Annotated in this window: 17 protein-coding genes and 2 pseudogenes; 12 read left to right on the top strand and 7 right to left on the bottom strand. The window is 46.1% G+C overall.

The window, feature by feature from the left end:
* Positions 1–574 precede the first annotated feature (574 nt).
* Positions 575–1504 carry a carbapenem-hydrolyzing class A beta-lactamase SFC-1 gene (locus KGP16_RS22355; protein WP_024531321.1) on the top strand — a complete coding sequence of 310 codons (930 nt, stop codon included), beginning with the start codon at positions 575–577 and terminating at the stop codon, positions 1502–1504.
* A gap of 179 nt (positions 1505–1683) precedes the next feature.
* On the opposite strand, the gene KGP16_RS22350 is transcribed toward KGP16_RS22355, so the two are convergent.
* Positions 1684–2292 carry a TetR family transcriptional regulator gene (locus tag KGP16_RS22350; RefSeq protein WP_024531322.1) on the bottom strand — a complete coding sequence of 203 codons (609 nt, stop codon included), beginning with the start codon at positions 2290–2292 and terminating at the stop codon, positions 1684–1686.
* Positions 2293–2423: 131 nt separating this feature from the next.
* On the opposite strand from KGP16_RS22350, the gene KGP16_RS22345 reads away from it, so the two are divergent.
* From KGP16_RS22345 to KGP16_RS22300, 10 genes are all read left to right on the top strand, one after another.
* Positions 2424–3923 carry a SmvA family efflux MFS transporter gene (locus KGP16_RS22345; RefSeq protein ID WP_024531323.1) on the top strand — a complete coding sequence of 500 codons (1500 nt, stop codon included), beginning with the start codon at positions 2424–2426 and terminating at the stop codon, positions 3921–3923.
* A gap of 409 nt (positions 3924–4332) precedes the next feature.
* Positions 4333–4542 (top strand): DUF1471 domain-containing protein, encoded by a 210-nt coding sequence (locus KGP16_RS22340; protein ID WP_024531324.1) that lies wholly within the window; start codon positions 4333–4335, stop codon positions 4540–4542.
* Between the two features lie 202 nt (positions 4543–4744).
* Positions 4745–5203, top strand: coding sequence for an IS200/IS605-like element IS1541C family transposase (tnpA, locus tag KGP16_RS22335; protein WP_024531425.1), 459 nt, complete (start codon positions 4745–4747; stop codon positions 5201–5203).
* A 433-nt stretch (positions 5204–5636) separates the two neighbouring features.
* Positions 5637–6206, top strand: a complete 570-nt coding sequence (locus KGP16_RS22330; RefSeq protein ID WP_223500372.1) for a fimbrial protein — start codon at positions 5637–5639, stop codon at positions 6204–6206.
* 71 nt (positions 6207–6277) lie between these two features.
* Entirely contained in the window at positions 6278–6817 is a 540-nt protein-coding gene (locus KGP16_RS22325; RefSeq protein WP_371822215.1) for a fimbrial protein, read from the top strand.
* Positions 6818–6969: 152 nt separating this feature from the next.
* Positions 6970–7614: a fimbria/pilus periplasmic chaperone gene (locus KGP16_RS22320; RefSeq protein WP_223501557.1), complete on the top strand. Its 645-nt coding sequence runs from the start codon at positions 6970–6972 to the stop codon at positions 7612–7614.
* 131 nt (positions 7615–7745) lie between these two features.
* Positions 7746–10331 carry a fimbrial biogenesis usher protein gene (locus KGP16_RS22315; RefSeq protein WP_223500371.1) on the top strand — a complete coding sequence of 862 codons (2586 nt, stop codon included), beginning with the start codon at positions 7746–7748 and terminating at the stop codon, positions 10329–10331.
* A gap of 5 nt (positions 10332–10336) precedes the next feature.
* Complete coding sequence (locus KGP16_RS22310) at positions 10337–10867, top strand: fimbrial protein (RefSeq protein ID WP_223501556.1); 531 nt, start codon at positions 10337–10339, stop codon at positions 10865–10867.
* A gap of 13 nt (positions 10868–10880) precedes the next feature.
* Positions 10881–11396, top strand: coding sequence for a fimbrial protein (locus KGP16_RS22305; protein WP_223500370.1), 516 nt, complete (start codon positions 10881–10883; stop codon positions 11394–11396).
* A gap of 23 nt (positions 11397–11419) precedes the next feature.
* Positions 11420–12394, top strand: coding sequence for a fimbrial protein (locus KGP16_RS22300; protein ID WP_223500369.1), 975 nt, complete (start codon positions 11420–11422; stop codon positions 12392–12394).
* Positions 12395–12497: 103 nt separating this feature from the next.
* Here the strand turns inward: KGP16_RS22300 and KGP16_RS22295 are convergent, their stop codons facing one another.
* On the bottom strand, positions 12498–13193 hold the full coding sequence (locus tag KGP16_RS22295; RefSeq protein WP_223499797.1) for an IS6 family transposase: 696 nt from the start codon (positions 13191–13193) through the stop codon (positions 12498–12500).
* 107 nt (positions 13194–13300) lie between these two features.
* On the opposite strand from KGP16_RS22295, the gene KGP16_RS22290 reads away from it, so the two are divergent.
* Complete coding sequence (locus KGP16_RS22290) at positions 13301–14110, top strand: fimbrial protein (protein ID WP_223500368.1); 810 nt, start codon at positions 13301–13303, stop codon at positions 14108–14110.
* 257 nt (positions 14111–14367) lie between these two features.
* Here the strand turns inward: KGP16_RS22290 and KGP16_RS22285 are convergent.
* The 5 genes and pseudogenes from KGP16_RS22285 to KGP16_RS22265 all read right to left on the bottom strand — a co-directional run.
* Positions 14368–14553: pseudogene (locus tag KGP16_RS22285) on the bottom strand (IS3 family transposase); the annotation flags it as partial.
* Positions 14554–14743: 190 nt separating this feature from the next.
* On the bottom strand, positions 14744–15685 hold the full coding sequence (locus tag KGP16_RS22280; protein ID WP_223500367.1) for a hypothetical protein: 942 nt from the start codon (positions 15683–15685) through the stop codon (positions 14744–14746).
* Positions 15686–15854: 169 nt separating this feature from the next.
* Positions 15855–16124: pseudogene (locus KGP16_RS22275) on the bottom strand (IS6 family transposase); the annotation flags it as partial.
* A 70-nt stretch (positions 16125–16194) separates the two neighbouring features.
* The gene (locus KGP16_RS22270) at positions 16195–18291 is read right to left on the bottom strand and encodes an autotransporter outer membrane beta-barrel domain-containing protein (RefSeq protein WP_223500366.1); all 2097 of its coding nucleotides are present in this window, start codon (positions 18289–18291) and stop codon (positions 16195–16197) included.
* Positions 18230–19222 carry a hypothetical protein gene (locus tag KGP16_RS22265; RefSeq protein ID WP_223500365.1) on the bottom strand — a complete coding sequence of 331 codons (993 nt, stop codon included), beginning with the start codon at positions 19220–19222 and terminating at the stop codon, positions 18230–18232. The genes KGP16_RS22270 and KGP16_RS22265 overlap by 62 nt, the downstream gene beginning before the upstream one ends.
* Positions 19223–20148: the final 926 nt, after the last annotated feature.

Here is a 20148-nt window from a genome sequence, read left to right as displayed (position 1 = left end):
CCCAAAACCCTCTAAAGGCTTTGGGGTATTTTTTTTGATTTAAGATACCAAGATTATCTTCAATGTTTTCGATGGGTGCACTTTTAATTGTTAAGGGGGGCTTCTTTAACCGCTATTCCTAAATAAATCTTTAGCAAAGTAAAAAATCACAAAACCATAACTTATCTTTACACTTCCAGTAAAAAAAATACTCATTTTCAGGTATAAATATCCCACTTGGTATGCCGAAGATACCAAGGTACCCCTTTTGGTTTTTATTTTCCAGTGCAGGCAGTTATTGCCTGCTTTTTTTACGTTAAACAAGCATATTCCTATTGCGAAATGCAATTATGGAGAAAGAGCAAGTTATGATTTTTTGAAATTCAGGATAAGCATTGTGATACACAACAAACATAGCTGAAGGGCATATTCTGGTTTGGAGATCTCAAAATCTTGATCTCGCGGATATATGAGTATTCCCTTCGATGTGATGTGCAACAATAATGTGCAACATTGTTATGCCGTTGAAAAATACGGTTTAAAAACGAAATATACTTTGGTCAAAAAATCAACAATCATGAAATGGAAAGGTTTTATGTCACGCACCGGTCGACTGTCTGTATTTTTCTCTGCCATATTTCCCCTGTTGACTCTGACTAATATGGCGGAGGCGGCGTCCCAACCCCCACAAGTAACAGTGGATAAATTGAAAAGATTGGAAAATGATTTTGGAGGGCGAATTGGGGTTTATGCTATTGATACTGGCTCAAATAAAACTTTTGGTTATAGAGCTAACGAGCGTTTTCCTCTCTGTAGTTCATTTAAAGGCTTCCTTGCTGCGGCAGTATTATCGAAAAGCCAGCAGCAAGAGGGCTTACTGAACCAGCGAATTCGCTATGACAATCGAGTTATGGAGCCTCATTCTCCTGTGACTGAAAAACAGATTACGACCGGCATGACAGTTGCCGAGTTGTCTGCTGCCACTCTGCAGTACAGTGATAATGGAGCCGCCAACCTGTTGCTCGAAAAGCTTATTGGTGGCCCTGAAGGAATGACGTCGTTTATGCGTTCCATTGGTGACAATGTATTTCGTCTGGACCGATGGGAACTGGAGTTGAATTCCGCCATTCCTGGTGATGATAGAGATACATCAACACCCAAAGCTGTTGCAGAAAGTATGCAAAAGCTGGCATTTGGAAATGTGCTTGGATTAACGGAGCGCCACCAACTGATGGATTGGTTTAAAGGGAATACAACAGGAGGAGCAAGAATACGTGCAAGCGTACCTGCAAACTGGGTGGTTGGAGACAAAACGGGTACTTGTGGTGTCTATGGTACAGCCAACGATTATGCAGTGATCTGGCCTGTAGGGCATGCGCCAATTGTTCTGGCTGTCTATACATCAAAACCAGACAAAAATTCCAAACACAGCGATGCTGTTATAGCAGATGCATCGCGCATTGTTCTTGAAAGCTTTAATATTGACGCATTACGTATGGCTACAGGAAAGTCTATCGGCTTCTAAAAATCAGGTGCCGGGTCTTCTTTCGGCACCTGCAAGTGCTGTTTCAGCTGAGTTAAAGCCGCAGTCAAGTGGCTTTAACTCATTTGTTTGCAGTCACTAGAAATTTTAATCAGCGTTGCTTGATAAACTGAGCCGATTTAAACAATAAACATGGCGTTACTTTGAGGCTCACTAGATCATTACACCATCAAATTGTGCGGTGGGGGGCACAGCAACTCCAGCTCAATCGCGAAAGACAAATGACGCATAACTTCTGCTTCGGGAAAACCTGAGCTATCAAATGACAGTAAGCCGTCCAATCCACACACCAGCCCGATCAAACGCCAGGCGATATCATCAGCGTTGGCGCTAGAGCGAAAGATTTTCTCATTTCTGCCTTCAACAATTACGTTGGCTGTCGCCTGGTGCCAATCTGATATTGCAGTAGCATAAGCCTCACCCATCACAGGATCACGCTCAGCCAGCAGCATCATCTCATTCCACAGATGCGTTTCCCGCATACCTTCCTCATCCAACGGATATCCTAACACCCTTTGTAGCCGTTCAACGGCTGGGTAGCTCTTACTGATCGCGGCAAATGAAGATAACGATTGCCGGGTTAATTGCAAAAAAGCCTCAGCGCGTAGGTGTGTTGCGGAGGAAAAATGATGATTCACCTGACCGACGGCTATTCCTGCTTCCGCTGCAATACGCCTGACGGTGGTAGCCACAATCCCTTCCGCCAAAGTTACACGCATGGCAGCCTCCAAAATGTCAGCATGACGTTCTTCACGTTTGAGGTAGCTCATTTGGTTTCGCTTTTCTTTTACCGATGTTATTAGCAATACAGCATAGAATTAGTTGGACGTTTGTTCAATTTATTTGTATTCTAATTAAAATGAACGCACGTTCAAGTTTTTGCTCTATTCGGTATAACAATATGTCTCAGAAATGGTTAATACTTTACGTTATTATTTTAATGTACCTTCCAGTATCTATCGACGCGACTGTCCTGCATGTGGCCGCGCCGCGCCTCGGTGTCGCTCTGTCAGCAACCGGGGATCAGCTGCTATGGATCATTGATATCTATTCACTGGTGATGGCTGGTTTGCTACTCCCAATGGGGGCACTTGGCGATCGTATCGGCTTTAAACGCCTGGCACTGCTCGGTTCCAGCCTTTTTGCTCTCGCTTCGCTGGCTGCGGCACTGGCGCCTTCTGTTGCTGCGCTGGTTGCGGCTCGTGCTTTCCTCGCGGTTGGGGCCGCAATGATCCTGCCTGCCACGCTCTCAGCTTTGCGCCATACCTTTACCCTAGAGCGGGAGCGAAATTTCGCTTTGGGGATTTGGAGTGCGGTTGGGACCGCAGGGGCCGCAATGGGCCCACTGGTTGGTGGATGGTTGATGGAGTATTTCTATTGGGGATCCGTATTTTTGATCAATCTGCCAATTGTGGCGATCGTACTGGTTGCCACTATGTTTGTGATGCCCAAACAGCCTTTGCGGCCGGAAAAAACATGGCAGATCAAGCAGGCGTTGGTGCTTATCTCGGCCATTCTATTGCTTGTTTACGCGGCTAAAAGTGGCATTCGGGGTACATCCGCTGCGTATGTGACCCTGATGATCGCGATCATGGGCAGCAGCCTGCTCATTTTCTTCGTGCGCCACCAACTGCGTGCTGCGGCACCTATGATTGATGTTCGGTTGATCACCCAGCGTGTGATTGCTGTTGGCATTGTCATGGCATTGACAGCAATGATTGCTCTGGTCGGTTTCGAGCTATTACTGACGCAGGAATTACAGTTCGTGCTCGGTAAAACGCCTCTTGAAGCTGGATTATTCCTTTTGCCTCTGATGATCGCCAGTGGTGTTTGCGGCCCGATTGCTGGCAGGTTGGTCACTGCATTTGGTCTTCGAGTGGTCGCTACTTTGGGGATTTTCCTCAGTGCCGTGAGTTTTTTCATTCTGGCCGTTACCGATTTTACGCACCAAATCTATTTGGCGTGGACTGGCATGGTGCTATTGGGATTCAGCGTTGAAGCCTCAATGCTAGCTTCAACGGCGGCTATCATGACCTCTGTACCGAAGGAGAAGGCAGGGGCTGCCGGTGCACTGGAAGGTATGGCCTATGAATTAGGAGCAGGGCTCGGGGTGGCGGTCTTTGGTCTGCTGCTGTCAGGTACTTATGCTGCCACTATCATGTTGCCTGGCGAGTTACCAGTGGAACTGGCAGCACAAGCGCGAGCGTCGATCAGTGAAACCGTTCAGGTTGCACAAGATATGGATAACAATATTGGTGAGCAACTCATGAAGGCTGCGAAAGTTGCTTTCTCTAGCTCACACAGCCTGGTTCTTGGTTCTGCAGGCGCTATGTTGCTTCTGCTGTCCGGTATCATCTGGCGCATTATGCCCCGAAAGGTTTCTGCTGTTGAAACGGCGTAAGGCTGAGAGTCAGCATCAACAGGTTCACCCTCGTAACTGGCCATGGATGGCCCCCATTTGAACGGCTTCTGCGCTCGAGGTTTATATTCAACGGCGCAAAAGTGGAAGCAGGTTGTCTTCGTGAGCATTAATCTGGCATTGGGTTCCACACGAGCAGCTATCAGCTTGTTAAAGCACCAGTAAACCTGAAGCGAACATTACCATATGATTTACAAGCTTTATAAGATGGGAGCCTAAAGTCATATGGCATGATTCCTATTGATTTCGACTGTTTTTTTCACCACACAACAAATAATCAGTCTTGACTGTTTGTTTGTTGTGTGGTGGAATAGGTGGGAATTTAATCAAACCTAATGGGGCACCTGTCTCAAAAAGTTTGAATCTTTATAACGCTTGCTTTGGAAAAGTTATGAAATTAATTAAAAATCTTGTTATGGCATCAGCATTGTCGCTGGTTTCTTTTGGCAGCTATGCGCAAAGTATTACTGCAACCGCTTCAACTTTGGATGAAGCTACAGCAAAAATCGCGGCCATGGCCAAAAAAGAAGGAGCCTCTTACAAAATTACTGGGGCTTTCAACGGCAACTTTGTGTACATGACTGCCAAACTTGTTAAGTAAATAGAGACCAAAGGTTGGTTATGATGATAAAGCCTTGGCCGTTAGGCCTGGGCCTTTTTGTGCACAGAAAACCTCCAGCTAGGCTGGAGGTTCCGTAAAGCTTTCAGCTTTGAGCCAGTTATAAAAACCCCTTTTGATTTGTTAAAACAGTTTGCGGTCTGGCAACTGCAAAGGTTCAACAAGAAATCAAAAGGGGGTCCCTATGAGGGACGAAAAGAGCTTAGCGCACACGCGATGGAACTGTAAATATCACATAGTATTTGCGCCGAAGTACCGAAGAAAGGTGTTCTACGGGGAAAAGCGTAAAGCGATTGGCAGTATCTTAAGAAAGCTGTGCGAATGGAAAAACGTGAATATTCTGGAAGCGGAATGTTGTGTGGATCACATCCATATGCTTCTGGAAATCCCGCCCAAGATGAGTGTGTCGGGCTTTATGGGATACCTGAAGGGAAAGAGTAGCCTGATGCTTTATGAGCAGTTTGGCGATTTGAAGTTCAAATACCGTAACAGGGAGTTCTGGTGCCGAGGGTATTACGTTGATACGGTTGGTAAAAATACAGCCAGGATACAAGAATACATAAAGCACCAACTGGAAGAGGATAAAATGGGTGAGCAGTTGTCGATCCCCTATCCGGGTAGCCCGTTTACGGGCAGTAAGTAATCCATAAATGCAAATGTCAGATCGCAATGCGCCTGTTAGGGCGCGGCTGGCAACAGAGCCTTATAGGCGCATATGAAAAACCTCCGGCTATGCCGGAGGATATTTATTATAATGTGTGGCGATCAGATAGGCCGCCCATGTGGCCCGGGTGGTAACTTTATCTGAGAGTCCCCACGTGACATTAACTGATGAGGCAACGCTGCTGGCGCTGTTATGGACGTCGAGTGCTGCACGCTGTATTTTTTCTGCTAAAAAAATCCTTTTCTTATCAACGGTTATCACATTCTTGTGCATTTTTTAATTAATCACTCTTGATTGATTAAAAATAAGGGGTGTATAATGCGCCTGCATGTGAGGTTTAGGACTTTTCTCTCCTCATACTGCACTCGATATGCGCGCCCTTTTTAATAATCTCTAAGTATGGTTAAACAGCATGAAACGTAAATTAATTGGCTCTCTTATTGCAGCCTCCTCAATGGCATTTCCGATGATCTCTTCCGCTGCAACAACAGTTAATGGTGGAACCATCAAATTTACAGGTGAAGTCGTTAACGCCGCCTGCGCAGTTGATGCCGGCTCATCCGATATGACAGTTCGTCTTGGGCAAGTCCGCACGGCCATGCTTAATCAGGCAGGAGCAAAAAGTGGTCACCAGTCTTTTACTATCGTCCTGAAAGACTGCGACACTACCGTATCAACTAAAGCATCTGTGGCTTTCCAAGGAGTTGCGAGTGGTTCAACTGGGGGAGCGATACCAACACCTTTTGATAACGTTTTGGGGTTGAGTGGCGGTGCCGCAGGGCAGGCGACAAATGTAGGTATTCAGCTTTTCTCTGACAATGACACAACGCCATTGAAAGTCGATGGCACTCAGTTCTCCACGCCGAAAACACTGAGTGATGGTGAAAACAGGCTTTCTTTCATGGCTGCATACTATGCAACCGGCGTAGCTACTGCGGGCTCGGCTAACGCAGAAGCAAACTTTAAGGTTCAGTACCAATAATTCTCACTGCAAGGAAGCACTCAAGGTCAGGATGACCTGTTTTGCGTAGCCCGCCCAGGAGAAAAGCTATGTTGAAAATGCAATCGGCGTTTTTTTTGATGCTGCTGCCTCCTGTTGTCTTCGCTGGTAATCAATGGAACGTGACAGTCGCAGGTGGAAACATGCGATTTCAGGGAGAGATTATTGCTGAGGCCTGCCGTGTTGAAGCGGGGAGTCATAACATGACCGTGATTATGGGACAGGTTAGCAGCAACCGGTTTCACGCTGTAGGAGAGGACGCGGGACCTACCCCCTTTGAAATTAATCTGTTGGACTGCAGCACCGCGGTAAGCCAACGGGTTAGCGTGGCTTTTCATGGTATAGCCGATGGCAAAAACCCGGAGCTCCTGTCAGTCGGCGAGGGGAATGGTGTGGCATCGGGCGTTGGAGTGGCCATTTTTGATGAAAAGAACCAGTTAATCCCGGTCAATGGCCCCGTGCGTTCTTGGACCACATTACCCAATGACGGCCCTTTATCTGTGCATTTTGTCGCTAAATACCGCGCTACCGGGCATACCGTAACGGGTGGTGCAGCCAATGCCGAGGCCTGGTTTTCCCTGACCTATGAATAACGCGTGGTTTTTGCAATACATCACACGTTCACCGAAAAGACAAAATCACTATACCGGAGTTGTAGTAAACCATGTTTACCAAAATGAGTCCCCAACATATGCCAGTATCACTGGCTCGCCTTTTGCTGACCGCTATTGTCGGTACGGCCATCATGCTTTGCGCCACTCATGCAGATGCCGGTGTGGCTCTTGGCACCACACGCGTAATATACCCATCTGACCAAAAGCAAGTGCAATTGGCTGTCACTAACAACGATGAAAAAAGCACCTATCTGATACAGTCATGGGTGGAGAATAGAGACGGAAAAAAAGATGGGCGTTTTGTAATTACGCCGCCGCTGTTTGCCATGCAGGGAAAAAAAGAAAATACCCTGCGTATTATCGATGCAACCAATAACAAGCTTCCTCAGGACCGCGAAAGTCTCTTCTGGATTAATGTGAAGGCTATTCCCTCTGTCAGTAAGGTCGAGAAGAGTGAGAACACCTTGCAACTGGCTATTACCAGTCGTATCAAACTCTATTATCGTCCTGTCGGACTGACGTTGAAACCGGAGATTGCGGCAGAGAAGCTGCGCTTCAGTCGTCAGGGGACGGAGTTGAAACTCATTAATCCCACGCCGTATTTTCTGACGGTCACCGAGTTGAACGCCGGTACCCGAATCCTGGAGAATGCGCTCGTGCCTCCGATGGGAGAAGCCACGGTAAAAATGCCCACAGACGCCGGAACGGCCATCACCTATAAAACCATCAACGACTACGGTGCAGTGACTCCCCAGATGAAAGGGGTGATGCAGTAATACGGTGCCTGTCACATCGGTGGCGCATGCCACCGAGTGATGAAATATCAAGTTCCCCTTGAGCGATGTCTGTTGTCGCAGGGGGTCTTTTACTGAAGTAGGGAGCAGGCCGTTTCGGCTCACAGACCGTTATGTTTTCAGAAAGAATCTCTGTACGTCGTTACGTGCTGGCGCCACTTGCTGCGTTGATGGTACCGGTGTTTCCGATCAGCGCCGAGTTATATTTCAACCCCCGTTTTCTGTCTGACGACCCGGCGGCAGTGGCTGACCTCTCGCGGTTTGAAGGTGGTCAGGAACTGCCACCCGGCACTTACCGGGTTGATATTTATCTTAATAATGCCTTCGTTGCTACCCGAGATGTTGCATTTCAGGCACAGGAGGGGCAACAGGACTTGATGGCGTGTCTTACCGCCAAGCAGTTGCTTGGCTTCGGCGTCAATACTCGTACCATCCCCGGCGTGTCAGTGCTGGCTGCTGATGCCTGTATCCCATTCAAGGAGGTGATGCCTGATGCCACACAACAATTTGATACCAGCCAACAACGACTGTATCTGACTGTGCCACAAATCTATATGGGTAATACAGCGCGAGGCTATATCTCACCCGAGTATTGGGATAGCGGTATAACTGGTGCACGTCTGAACTACAGTCTTACCGGTAACCAAGCCCGCAGTCGTCACGGAGGCAATAGTCAGTATGCCTATATGAACCTCAATGGTGGGGTGAATATGGGGTCCTGGCGCCTACGAGATAATAGCACCTGGAGCTACAGCAGTGGCGGGGGGGCGACTGCACAAAAAAACACCTGGCAGCACATTAATACTTATGCCGAACGTGACATCGTTCCCTTGCGCTCACGCCTGACGCTGGGTGACAGTACCACCGCTGGCGATATTTTTGACGGTGTCCAGTTCAGAGGCATCCGTGTAGCCACCGATGACAATATGCTTCCAGACAGCCAGAAGGGGTTTGCGCCGGTTATTCGTGGTATTGCCAGGGGGACGGCCAAGGTATCGGTCCGCCAGAATGGCTATGAGATTTACCAGACAACGGTCCCGCCCGGCCCCTTCGAGATTAACGACCTGTATGCAGCAGGTAACAGTGGCGACTTGCAAGTGACTATCCGTGAGGCTGACGGCAGTACGCGCAGCTTCAATGTGCCTTATTCCTCCGTTCCAGCATTGTTGAGAGAGGGGCATTCTCGCTTTGAGTTGACGGTGGCGGAATACCGTAGTGGGAGTAGGCAGCAGCAATCACCGACGTTTGTTCAAGGGTCGCTAATGCGCGGTCTTCCCGATGGGTGGACCCTGTATGGTGGGGCGCAATTGTCTGACAAATTCCACGCATTCAACGCGGGTGTTGGCAAGAATATGGGATATTTTGGGGCCATGTCCCTTGATATCACTGATGCCAATGCCACGCTGCCGGATGACAGTGAGCATCGGGGGCAGTCAGTACGTTTCCTTTACAACAAGTCGCTGAGCGATACGGGGACCAACCTCCAGTTGCTCGGCTATCGCTATTCGACGCAGGGTTACTTTACGCTGGCTGACACTGCCTGGGAGAAAATGAGTGGTTATACCATCCAGACGCAGGACGGCCCGCTGCAAATCGAACCGAAATACACGGATTATTACAATCTTGCTTACAGTAAGCGTGGCAGGCTTCAAGTGAACGTTTCGCAACAAATTGGCCGAGAAACCTCATTGTATCTGAGTGCAAGTCGGCAGTCCTACTGGCGTACACGCAAAGCGGATGAGCAGCTTCAGGCGGGACTCAGCTCTGTCACGGGGGGCGTCAACTGGAGTATGAATTACAGCCTGACGAAAAATGCCTGGCAGGATGAGCGTGACCATCTGGTGTCATTCAACATGAGCATTCCATTCAGTTACTGGATGGGCTCCAACAGCAAATCGGTCTTGCGAAACTCGCGGGCCAGTTACAGCACATCGAATGACCTTGATGGAAAGATGACCCAACTTGCCGGTGTCAGCGGTACGCTGACCGAAGACAACAACCTGAATTACAGCGTACAGACCGGTTATTCAGGGGGGGGCAATCAGGGCAGCGGTTCAACAGGGTATGCCGCGCTGAACTACACCGGCCGCCTGGCGAATGCGAATGTCGGCTACAGCCAGAGCGACAGTTATAGCCAGCTCTATTATGGTGTGAGCGGCGGTGTTTTGGCCCACGAGAATGGCGTTACCCTCAGCCAACCGCTCAATGACACGGTGGTATTGGTCAAAGTACCTGGTGCAGGTAATGTGAAAGTGGACGGTCAGAAAGGCGTGCGAACAGACTGGCGTGGCTACGCTGTTATCCCGTATGCCATGAATTACCGTGAAAACCGTATTGCACTGGACACGAACACCCTGGCGAGCAACGTTGATTTGGAAGACGCCGTCACGACGGTCATTCCTTCGCAGGGGGCTATTGTTCGTGCTGATTTTCAGGCCAACGTGGGCCTAAAAGTGCTTATGACACTCAATAAAAATGGCAAACCGGTTCCGTTTGGGGCTATCGCAACCGCGTCGGGCAACCAATCCGGCAGTATTGTGGCTGACGGGGGGCAGGTTTATCTCACCGGCCTGCCATTGACGGGGCAGGTATTTGCCAAATGGGGGGATAGCCCCGAAGCGCAATGCAAGGCGGACTACCGGTTGCCACCGGAGAGTGCGCAGCGTGCGCTGAACGAAATCAGTGCGGAGTGCGAGTGAACAAGATGATGAACGGACGACTTTACTCCCTGTGCCTGTGTGGGGTGCTGTTCAGTGGTATCAGCCATACTGTTGACGCAAGCAAGATAACGATTACCGGCAACATACGCGATAACGCCTGTGCGGTTGCAGCTTCTTCCACCACAGTGAATGTGGACCTGTTGGTGAATGCAGCCAAGCAACTCAGTTCGGCCGGAGCGACTACGCCAGCGGTACCCTTCAGTATTGAATTGTCGCCCTGTGGTCCAATGGCGACGAATGTGAAAGTCGGGTTTACCGACACTAGCCGTATACCCGACACCCCCCTGCTGGCGCTGGATAACACGTCATCGGCAGCTGGAATGGGGGTACAACTGCTGGACAGCACCAGGACTGGCATAAAACTGAATGCCGACTCAACTAATCTCCAGTGGATCCCGTTAACAGGGGGGCAGCCCAATACGTTGAACTTTTATGCAAGACTGATGGCAACAGGGGCGACGGTGAGTGCTGGCACAGTGAGTGCCACCGCCGGTTTTACCCTTGAGTTTCAGTAAATGGAGCCTGGAAATGAAATATAAAAGTGCCGGGCTCTTGCTTGGCCTGTCTCTGATGTTGCCGTGGCTGGTACACGCTGCTGCTGATGTCACAATCACGGTTAACGGCAGTGTTGTTGCCAGGCCTTGTCAAACGCCTCCGGGCGATACCACGGTGGATTTTGGCGATGTCTATACCACGTCGCTGAATACCGCTAGGAGCACTACTGCATGGCAAGACATCACGTTGATTCTGAGCGGATGTCCCGTGGGAACATCAACCGTCAAGGCTACGTTCACTGGGCCGGCAGCGAGTAACGCGAACTATTACGCCAACAGCAGCATTACCGGCAGCGCTGGCGGTATTGAGCTGGAATTACAGGACAGTGCAAATGGTCTTTTGAATAACGGGGCGTCGAGGGATATACCGGTGGATTTTACAACCGGTACAGCGGAGCTGCCAGTCAAGGTGCGGGTGCGTTCGGAGAGTGGACAGCCCACCGAAGGCAATATTGAGGCAGTGATTAACGTGACTTACACCTACCAGTGAACGCAGGGACAAGAAAGAATAAGATGAAAAAAATCATGAAAGTGAAAGAACTGATGAAATTTGGTTTATTGCTGGCGCTTCTGGGTGGTTCCTCTCAAGCTATGGCTTTTTATTGTGCTGTATCGGGAGGTGGTTCTATAACAAACACTGGCGACCAGAATGTCGAGGTTTATCTAACCCCTGAAGTTCAGCAGAATCAAAACTTAATTATTGACTTATCTAGTATGATATCATGTAAATTTGGCACGGCTAATGAAAACCCAGTCCCTGGTGCCAGGGAGGAGGACTATTTATACATTGCAGGTGCTTCATATTCAGGTGGGGTGCTTGATGGTTTTAAGGGAAATATATACTACTATAGTGAGAATTACTCAGTGCCGGGTACTACTCAATCCACTGCCCGCGGTGTTTTCCCGAGAAAAAATGGATTAATTCCGATGGATGTAAAGTTATACCTTTCGCCGTTATCAAATAATAATGTAGCATCAGGCGTACTTATTGCAGAAAAGGCGCATATCGCTACATTAATAATGCAGCAAAGGAATAATGTTGATAACGGGGGGGAGCGACAAACATGGTTTATATATGCAAAAAATTCGGTCGTAATGCCAGTCGGTGGCTGCGATGTTTCTGCGCGCGATGTAAGCGTTACTCTTCCCGCGTATGATGCAACCTCAAATCAAACGTTCTCAGTGCCACTGTCGGTCAATTGCCCCAGTGGTAACAAGAATTTGTCGTATTTTTTATCGGGTACGACAGCCGATACCGCAGGGAAAATATTCAGTAATACGTCAACCTCTTCTCCTGCCAGCGGTATAGGGATACAGATGTTGGACCAAAACAATAATGCGATTACGGTCAATAATGCCGTACTCCTGGGAACAGTCGGTAATACGCCGGTCAATCTGAATCTCAAAGCTACCTATGCACAAACCGGTGCTCAGGTTACTGCAGGCAATGTCCAGTCCGTTATTGGGGTGACATTTACCTATCCGTGAATGAGCTCTGTTGCATTAGATAGGATGCTGTTTTTATGATCTCATCTGCAGGTTCTGTCGCATTAACGGGCACAGGCCAGCCAAAGTGGGTGTTGCCGATTATTTAGGCAGCCAACAGATAAAATTGTTCCGCAGGTGACAATACCTCACTTTCCGGATGCTGATATTGTCCTTTGCGTATCATGTGGATCAATTCGATGCCCGCCAAAAGCCCCTGTGCCCGTCGAAACGATTTGAATCCCAGCATCGGTCTTATCCGGCGTTTGATATTGCGGTGATCTTGCTCAACCAGATTGTTTAGGTACTTACTTTGCCTCACTGTAATCGTTTCCTCATCGGGTTTGTCGGCGTTGAGCGTGGCCAAAGCCGCTGTGTTGGCCCCACTTTTATCGATAGTGACCCCCTCGGGTTCGCCGTGATGACGTATGGCCTTGCGGAAGAAGCGCAATGCGGCGGCGGCATCACGTTTGGCAGTGAGCAGAAAGTCGATTGTCTGGCCTGATGTGTCAACAGCCCGGTACAGATACTTCCACTGCCCGTTCATTTTGATGTAAGTTTCATCCATTCGCCATCGACGACCCACCGAACGTTTATGCCGGCGGAATGCCTTGTCCAACAACGGCACCAGACGGATAACCCAGCGATGCAGTGTGGAATGGTCAACAGCAATGCCGCGTTCAGCCATCATTTCCTCGAGATTGCGCAAGCTAAGGGCATAAGCCAGATACCAACGCACACATTGCGCGATGATATCGATGGGATAATGCAAGCGTTTAAAGGCATTTCTGATCAGAGACATTAATAGGCAACATTACAAAAAAACAGCATATTACCTGACGCCGCCTTAACGCGACAGAGCCGTGTTAACGGTGGCCGTTTGTTGATCAAGGAGCGGCCGATTTAAATTTGAACTTAGTACCCTCTATTGGACAAACGTACAATATAATTGTCGACCTATCGCAGTATGTAGAATGTTATAATGAGAGTGGGAATGGTCATCCTACTGACTTTTTTTTAGTCGAGGGTGGGTCATCGGTAAATATATTAAGTCGTTTCAGTTCGTTTTTAAAACTTGGTGGTAATTCCCCAATTGTTTTTCCGCTAGCTAATGATAGCTTACCTTATGGGTTTCCTGCTATTGATCATCAACCTCGAGTTCGATTGCCTCTTTCTCTTTTATTCTCTCCTGTGGGGGCGGCAGGTGGGCAAAACATTACAAGTGGCACGAAAATTGCCACGTTATATATGAGGAAGTATCATGGTGCACCGGGGACGGATGAGCTGTGGTTCACTTGGAGTCTTTATGCTGCCAATGATGTATCCATTCCGACAGGTGGTTGTAATGTTTCATCTCGTAACATCAATATAAATCTTCCAGAGTATTCTTTAAATTCCTCGCCACAAAATGTCGGTCTGTCAATTAGCTGTCCCAGTCAGATAATGAACATTAATTACTCTCTTGGAGTTAATAATTGGGATAGTGCTGGTAATGTCTTCAATAATATAGCTACCAGATCACCTGCTCATGGGGTGGGCATTCTGATGCTGGATAATAACAATAATCCAATCGTGCCGAATCAAGAGGTTAATGTGGGTAATGTAAGTGGAACACCGATTAATATCGGCCTCAAAACAAGCTATAAAGTCATTCCCGGACAGCAGGTTACTGCAGGCAGTGTTCAGTCTCTTATTGAAGTAAATTTCACTTACCAGTGAATATTTGACTCTAATGGAATGGACGGTGCGCTGGGCAAAGTTGCACTGATCTTGAGGGTGAATCGGCTTTGTTGAATAAATCGAACTTCTGACTGCAATCAGGATCAGATCACCACACTCTTGATCCTGTAGCGGTATGGGTATGTGCACATCAAGATGTAAGTGCAGTGCATCAAGGAGTAAGGTGGTATTGAGACTATAATTTCACAGCGACAATGTCCATCATGAATGATCTGCGCCCCAGATCTTGGACAACCTTATGCAGCTTGCCTTAGTCGGTATTCTATCGGACTAAGACCTCCAAGTTTTTCCTTTATCCTCAATTGGTTATAATAAGCAATGTATCCGATGATGTCTCGCCTCAAGTCGTTCACATTTTTATATTCATTGAGGTAATAACATTCAGATTTCAATGTTCCAAAAAAACTGTCTATAGCCGTATTTCTGCCATCCCTTCCTAGTTACGTAAACTCAGTGAGTAAGCCAGAGACTAGCGAACACATTGCGTGAAAATACAATGGGATAATGCAGGCGACAGAAGGTGTTTCGAATCAGAGGTATGGGTAGGTAACATCACAAAAATGGCATATTACCTAACCATGCCTAAATGAAGCAGCGCCGTACTAATCGGAATTAGTACCGATATTTTTTAGAGAACTCACCCGTGGTATACTTTCCACGCGATATATTAACAGCACCAGAAACTCTTATCTCTGGCCGAAAGAAAGAGTTTATGATGTTGTTAAGCTGTTGAGTGTCACTAGTCGTGAGAATTAATGTTCTATCCTCATCAGAAAGAAGTCTGCTCGCACTGATTATATTATAGGCCAGGCCATAAATTGATGCGTCTCTACCATGGAACATAACATCGAAGATGCTAAGACTTTGCCTTCCACTCTGTAGTATTTGCTTTCCATTACTACTTATACCCTCAATGTGTACATTTACCCATTCCATGAGTAATTGATCTAATAACGTCATTGATGCATATTTCAAAGACTCGTGATTGAATTTTATTTTGTAATATAAATTTCCGAATCGACTACATGATTTCCAGATCGGCTCTCCAGCTTCTAAAGAAAAGAAAACGTAATCCTCATTTTTTAATGAATCAATATCAGACTCAGAGTTACTTAAGTATTTTACATTATCCTTTAAAAGTCGAGTTCGTGATTTTAAACATATATTTTCATGGCTATCCTCAATTCTATTTTTAGTCGCATGTACAAGATAAAAATCCTGCCGCATAAAAAAGTCCAAGAATGATTTTTCCCCTTTACTAAGTTGCTTTGTTTTCATGAAGCTGTCTGCAAAGTTGTATCGCGATATCATCTGAAAATCGAGCTGTTCATAATGCTTTATTCTTTCAGCATCTTTTTGGTATTTTTTGACAAAGTCAGAGATGGAGTCGGCCCAAAGAGGATCGCTATATCTATGAATTTTCTTTCGGTCATCTTGAAAATACTTGCCAGAACGCATGGTTGTGTAGGCCGATTTTGCAGACTGTAACCGTTTCTTTTCCAAAAAATTAATGAAAAAACGGGTTATTATTTCACTTGCTTGGTTCTCTGTCATTAATTAATCGCTAAATTTGTGGTGAAAAGTATGCATGAAGTTACATATTTCTCCGTTAGAAGTCAATAATCAGTCTTGAGTGATTATTACTGTGCGCGTTAACGGGCTATATCCTCGTAGTCAATGAAGAGGCTCCGTCGCATTAGTGACATGACGCTGGAAAAGTTGTATCGATAGTAACCACCTCGGGTTTGCCTCGATGGTCAATAGCCTTGCAAAAGAAGCGCCGCAATGCAGCTGCAGCGCCCCATTTGGTGGTCAGCAAAAAGTCGATGGTTTGAGCAGCAGCATGGAATGACCAACAACAATACCGCGCTCTACCATCATCTTTCCCTGGTTGCGTAAACTCAGTGAGTAAGCCAGATAACAGTGAGTATATTACGCGATGATATCGGTGGGGTTAATGTAACCGTTTAAAAGTTTTTAGTATCAGGGGCATGATCAGGTAGCATCGCAAAAAAAAGCATGCTACCTGACGATGTCTTAATGCGGTAGCACCATATTAAACCTTAAAATGAATAACTTAATTTTGCGCCCATCGCCTGGTTATTATAACCAGGGGCCCAATCTAGGCTGTAATCAGCAGTCAGCATCACGTTGTTTTTGCTGACCAAGTTTGCCCCCAAGGATAATGAGCTGGCATTTGCGGCACTGGACGGCAACTTTGTTCCGAACCGCGTCTCACCAGCGACATCCGCAGAAAATTGTGCATTAATCTGTTCGCGAGAATTATGGTACTCATGTAGCCAACTGAGTTGAACGTAAGGTGATAAATGACCATAGTCAGTACTCAGTTGTTGCTCTACCCTCATTCCTAAAGAACTCTTGAGGGATGTAGTATTCAATGCATCGACTTTTAAACCAGCCCCATTTCCCTGGGATTCTCTGTAATCATTCTGTCGCAACGTGCTATAGCTCAGGCCAAGCATAGGGGTAAAGATTGTTCCTGCTCGAAGCGTTATTGGGTACCCCGCTTTCACTGTAGCCAAATACTGCATACCGTCAAAGTTAGCTTGGGCATTACCCGCAAAGCCAGTAAAAGCTATTGCTCTTTGTGAATCATATTTATGCTTCAGTGCACCAAGTGACATATCAAGAAGCCAGTCTTCACTGCTGTAGCTCGCATAGCCCAGTAAGCCATGTGAATTCAACTTCACAGTGCTGCCATCATTATTGTCCCTTAAATTGCTTCTGGTATTTGCATAACTGTATAGCGTTCCTACGCGCAAATTATCACCCAACAATCTGTCTGCACCAATGTGCAAACCACCATAGGTTGCACGATAGCCTGAAACCAAATCCCGCTCACCTTGTTTGCTGATACCGCCAAACGGTTGCATCCAGAGTCCCTGGGGAACACTGCCATCTTTCATTGGCTCAGTACTGGCAACCCGGCGCTGTACTGCATTAAGCATGGCTCCACTGATAAGATTTGCCCCGCCAACCGCAGCGGCAGTATTCGCCGTAGGTTCTAACTGTGCCCCTGCTTGGTTGACGGTATTGGAACTTTCCGTAGCGGCCAAGGCTAATCCCGCATTATGTAGTTCCATCAAGGCATAATCTACTCCGGTGACATAAGAGAATAGCCCCTCAAATACAGATGGTGTATTAGAATTATTTGTTGCTATATTCAGACCTGGATCAACAATAATAGGTTTATCGATGATTGGCTCACCAATGATTGTCTGATCCCCTTCTGACGCTTCAACCAAAGTGAGAACCAAGGTATTAACTCCTTGCTCATGTCTCTGCTCGTTAGTCCCTTCAATTTTTATTTCACCATCATATCCCTGAGCCAATGCACTTACATTCTGGCCCAATTCAAGCTGATCAGCACGCAGCACTAAAAAACGCTGGTTTTGGGTAAACTGATAATCTTTAGAAATAAGTTCGAGCTTTGCACCATCTTGTAACTCAGCCTTGCCACTTACATGAAGCGCCCCGTGTGTCACATTATCAGAAACACCAAATTTTAATGTTGCATCTTTTTGTAACTGATAGTCACCCACCAGGTTAATTTTTTTATTAATCTCAGTTGATGTGTGGCTGGCACTGACTATGGGCTTCCCCTGCCCATCAATATCTTCACTTAAAATACCAGAAACTAAGGTCACCGGCTTGTCAATAGTTTTATCATGGAGAGTAATAATGAGATTATCCTTCCCTCCTGATTGTGTTTTTTCCGCGCGGACATCCCCCTGCCATGCTGCGGCATTCGCTTCAATCTCCCCAAGATTTAAACTTTGAGCCTGTAAAACCAAAAAGCGTTGTCCACCAACAAAAACGTAGGTGCGTGGTTTAAGTTCAAATTTAGCACCGTCTTTAACAGTGGCGTCGCCAGTAACCTGTAAACTGCCGTATGCATTTTTATCCGTCACACCAATATACAGACTTGCATCTTTTTCCTGTATATAATCGCCGTCCACTGTAATTGCCTGGTCAAGCAGCAACGTGCTACCGCTCCGGTTCACCATTGCTTGGCCTTCACCAACGCTAACGTTGGTGTTTATTTGTTGGTAGCTATAATAGCCTTGTTTGCCTGGTTCAAAAACGATATCTGAATTTATCGCCGTGATCTGCCCAAGTTGCCCCGCTATTCCTGTCAAAACCCCCCGGTTTTTCTTTACTCCCTCCTTTGATAATGATTGGCCCCGACCCTGTATGTTCGATACCCCCGACGATTTCGCCATTATTCTGAATACTGATTGTTGGCGTTCCCGCTTTACCGACATTGTAGATTGCATAAGTGATGCCAGAGATGACACCATCATTAATTATCTCCGGTAGTTTGGCACTGTCGTTATAAATTCCGATATCACCTTGGATAATTCCGCTATTGCTGAAACTGTCAATCTTAGCAATTCCATTCATACCATTAAGATAAATGGAAAATTCATCACTAATAATTGAACCACTATTGATTAATGATGAGATAGTACCTTGAGTATGAATAGCAATCTCTGAGCCAATAATACTTCCTGCATTATTTAGCGTTCCAATAGCGCCATCATTGCGGATCCCCGTCGGCCCATCAATAACACCTGATAACTGATTGTCAAAATTTGAAATCGTGCCAGTCTTGCTCAATGTCACTGCACGTGATGGATCTCTTCCTAGCAATGTTCCAATATGCCCCCTATTAATAAAGTTTTCTATAACACCCCCATTTCTCACTGAAGTACCAGCATAAGAGGAAATAACCCCATTGGTATTGTTGATAAAATTTAAAATATACCCTGAATTATTTACACCAAAGTCAACATCAGGGATTATACTTCCATTATTTTCAAAGTTATCCAAATAATCATTTTTGTTTATACTTTGCATTGTTTGAATGATTTCATTGGGTAAGATATTGATGTCTTGAATAGTTGGTGTGGTATCAGCCAAAACACTTCTTGAAGAAAAAATAAAAAGTGATATCGCCATGCTTAATACATTAAGCTGAAATGGGGTATTATTGCTGGAGATTTTTATTTCATTATTACTGCAAGGTGATTTTTTAATGTCATCAGAAAGGTAATTGCCTTTAAACATGGTGATTCCTCTTGAATTTAATAATATCGAGCGCTGGTGCTGATACATCCACTAACAACGGATGCCAAGTTAAAATGTTTTATTTACACAAATAATAGGTGCTCATGCTGCAGCCAAAAATCTGCCGCTATGTTTTGCGCATAGCATAATGAAATATGGCATGCTGAGCGATGTTATTAATGAAATTGTTTGAATGATTTTAGAGTGAATCCCCCGGAAGAACGTTGTGAAAATACAATTAAAAAATCGTTATTTTAGCTAAGAAATCTATCAGGTAGGTTGCTATGCTCTTATCGAATAAACGCAGTCTAAAATCGGGTTGCATACCGTGAGTAATGAGAAGAGTGAAGTCAAAGCATTTTATTAACACCTTTGGTATGCACTAATGTTGATCATACTCAGGACGCTTTTTATTTACCAGAATGGACGAAATTATACAGCACACCAATTTAATCAGTCAAGGCTGTTTTATTACTTTATGGCTGATTCTCAGAAAACTACATTCCATTGATGTTAACTAATTGAGTGAAAGGGTTATTTCGCATTAAGGCGCTGTTAGATAGCATGCAATTAAATGCATTACCTGCATATGATACTGAAGCCTGACTCAGTGGTTACAACCAACGAGAAACCTAAAAGATTCGATGCGGTGTCGCTGATGCTGTTCTGTGCATTTGAGCAGGTATGGCTTCCTGATTGGCTGCTATAGGAATCAGCATAAGCAGTTCCGGTAAGTGAGTTCAGTAACTATATATAACATCCTAAAAAATAGCTGATTACTAAACTGCACTTTAACGTAACTCATCTGTGCAAAGGCTTGCTACGGATTATTTACACCTCCTTTAATTAATCAGTCTTGACTGATTTATAATATGTACTATAAGGCACGAGCAACTATGCCTACGCGTTCCGTCTTATGGCCACTC

This window comes from Serratia sp. JSRIV006, from assembly GCF_019968685.1.
GTDB lineage: Bacteria > Pseudomonadota > Gammaproteobacteria > Enterobacterales > Enterobacteriaceae > Chania > Chania fonticola_B.
This window is presented reverse-complemented; position numbering and strand designations above follow the sequence as displayed.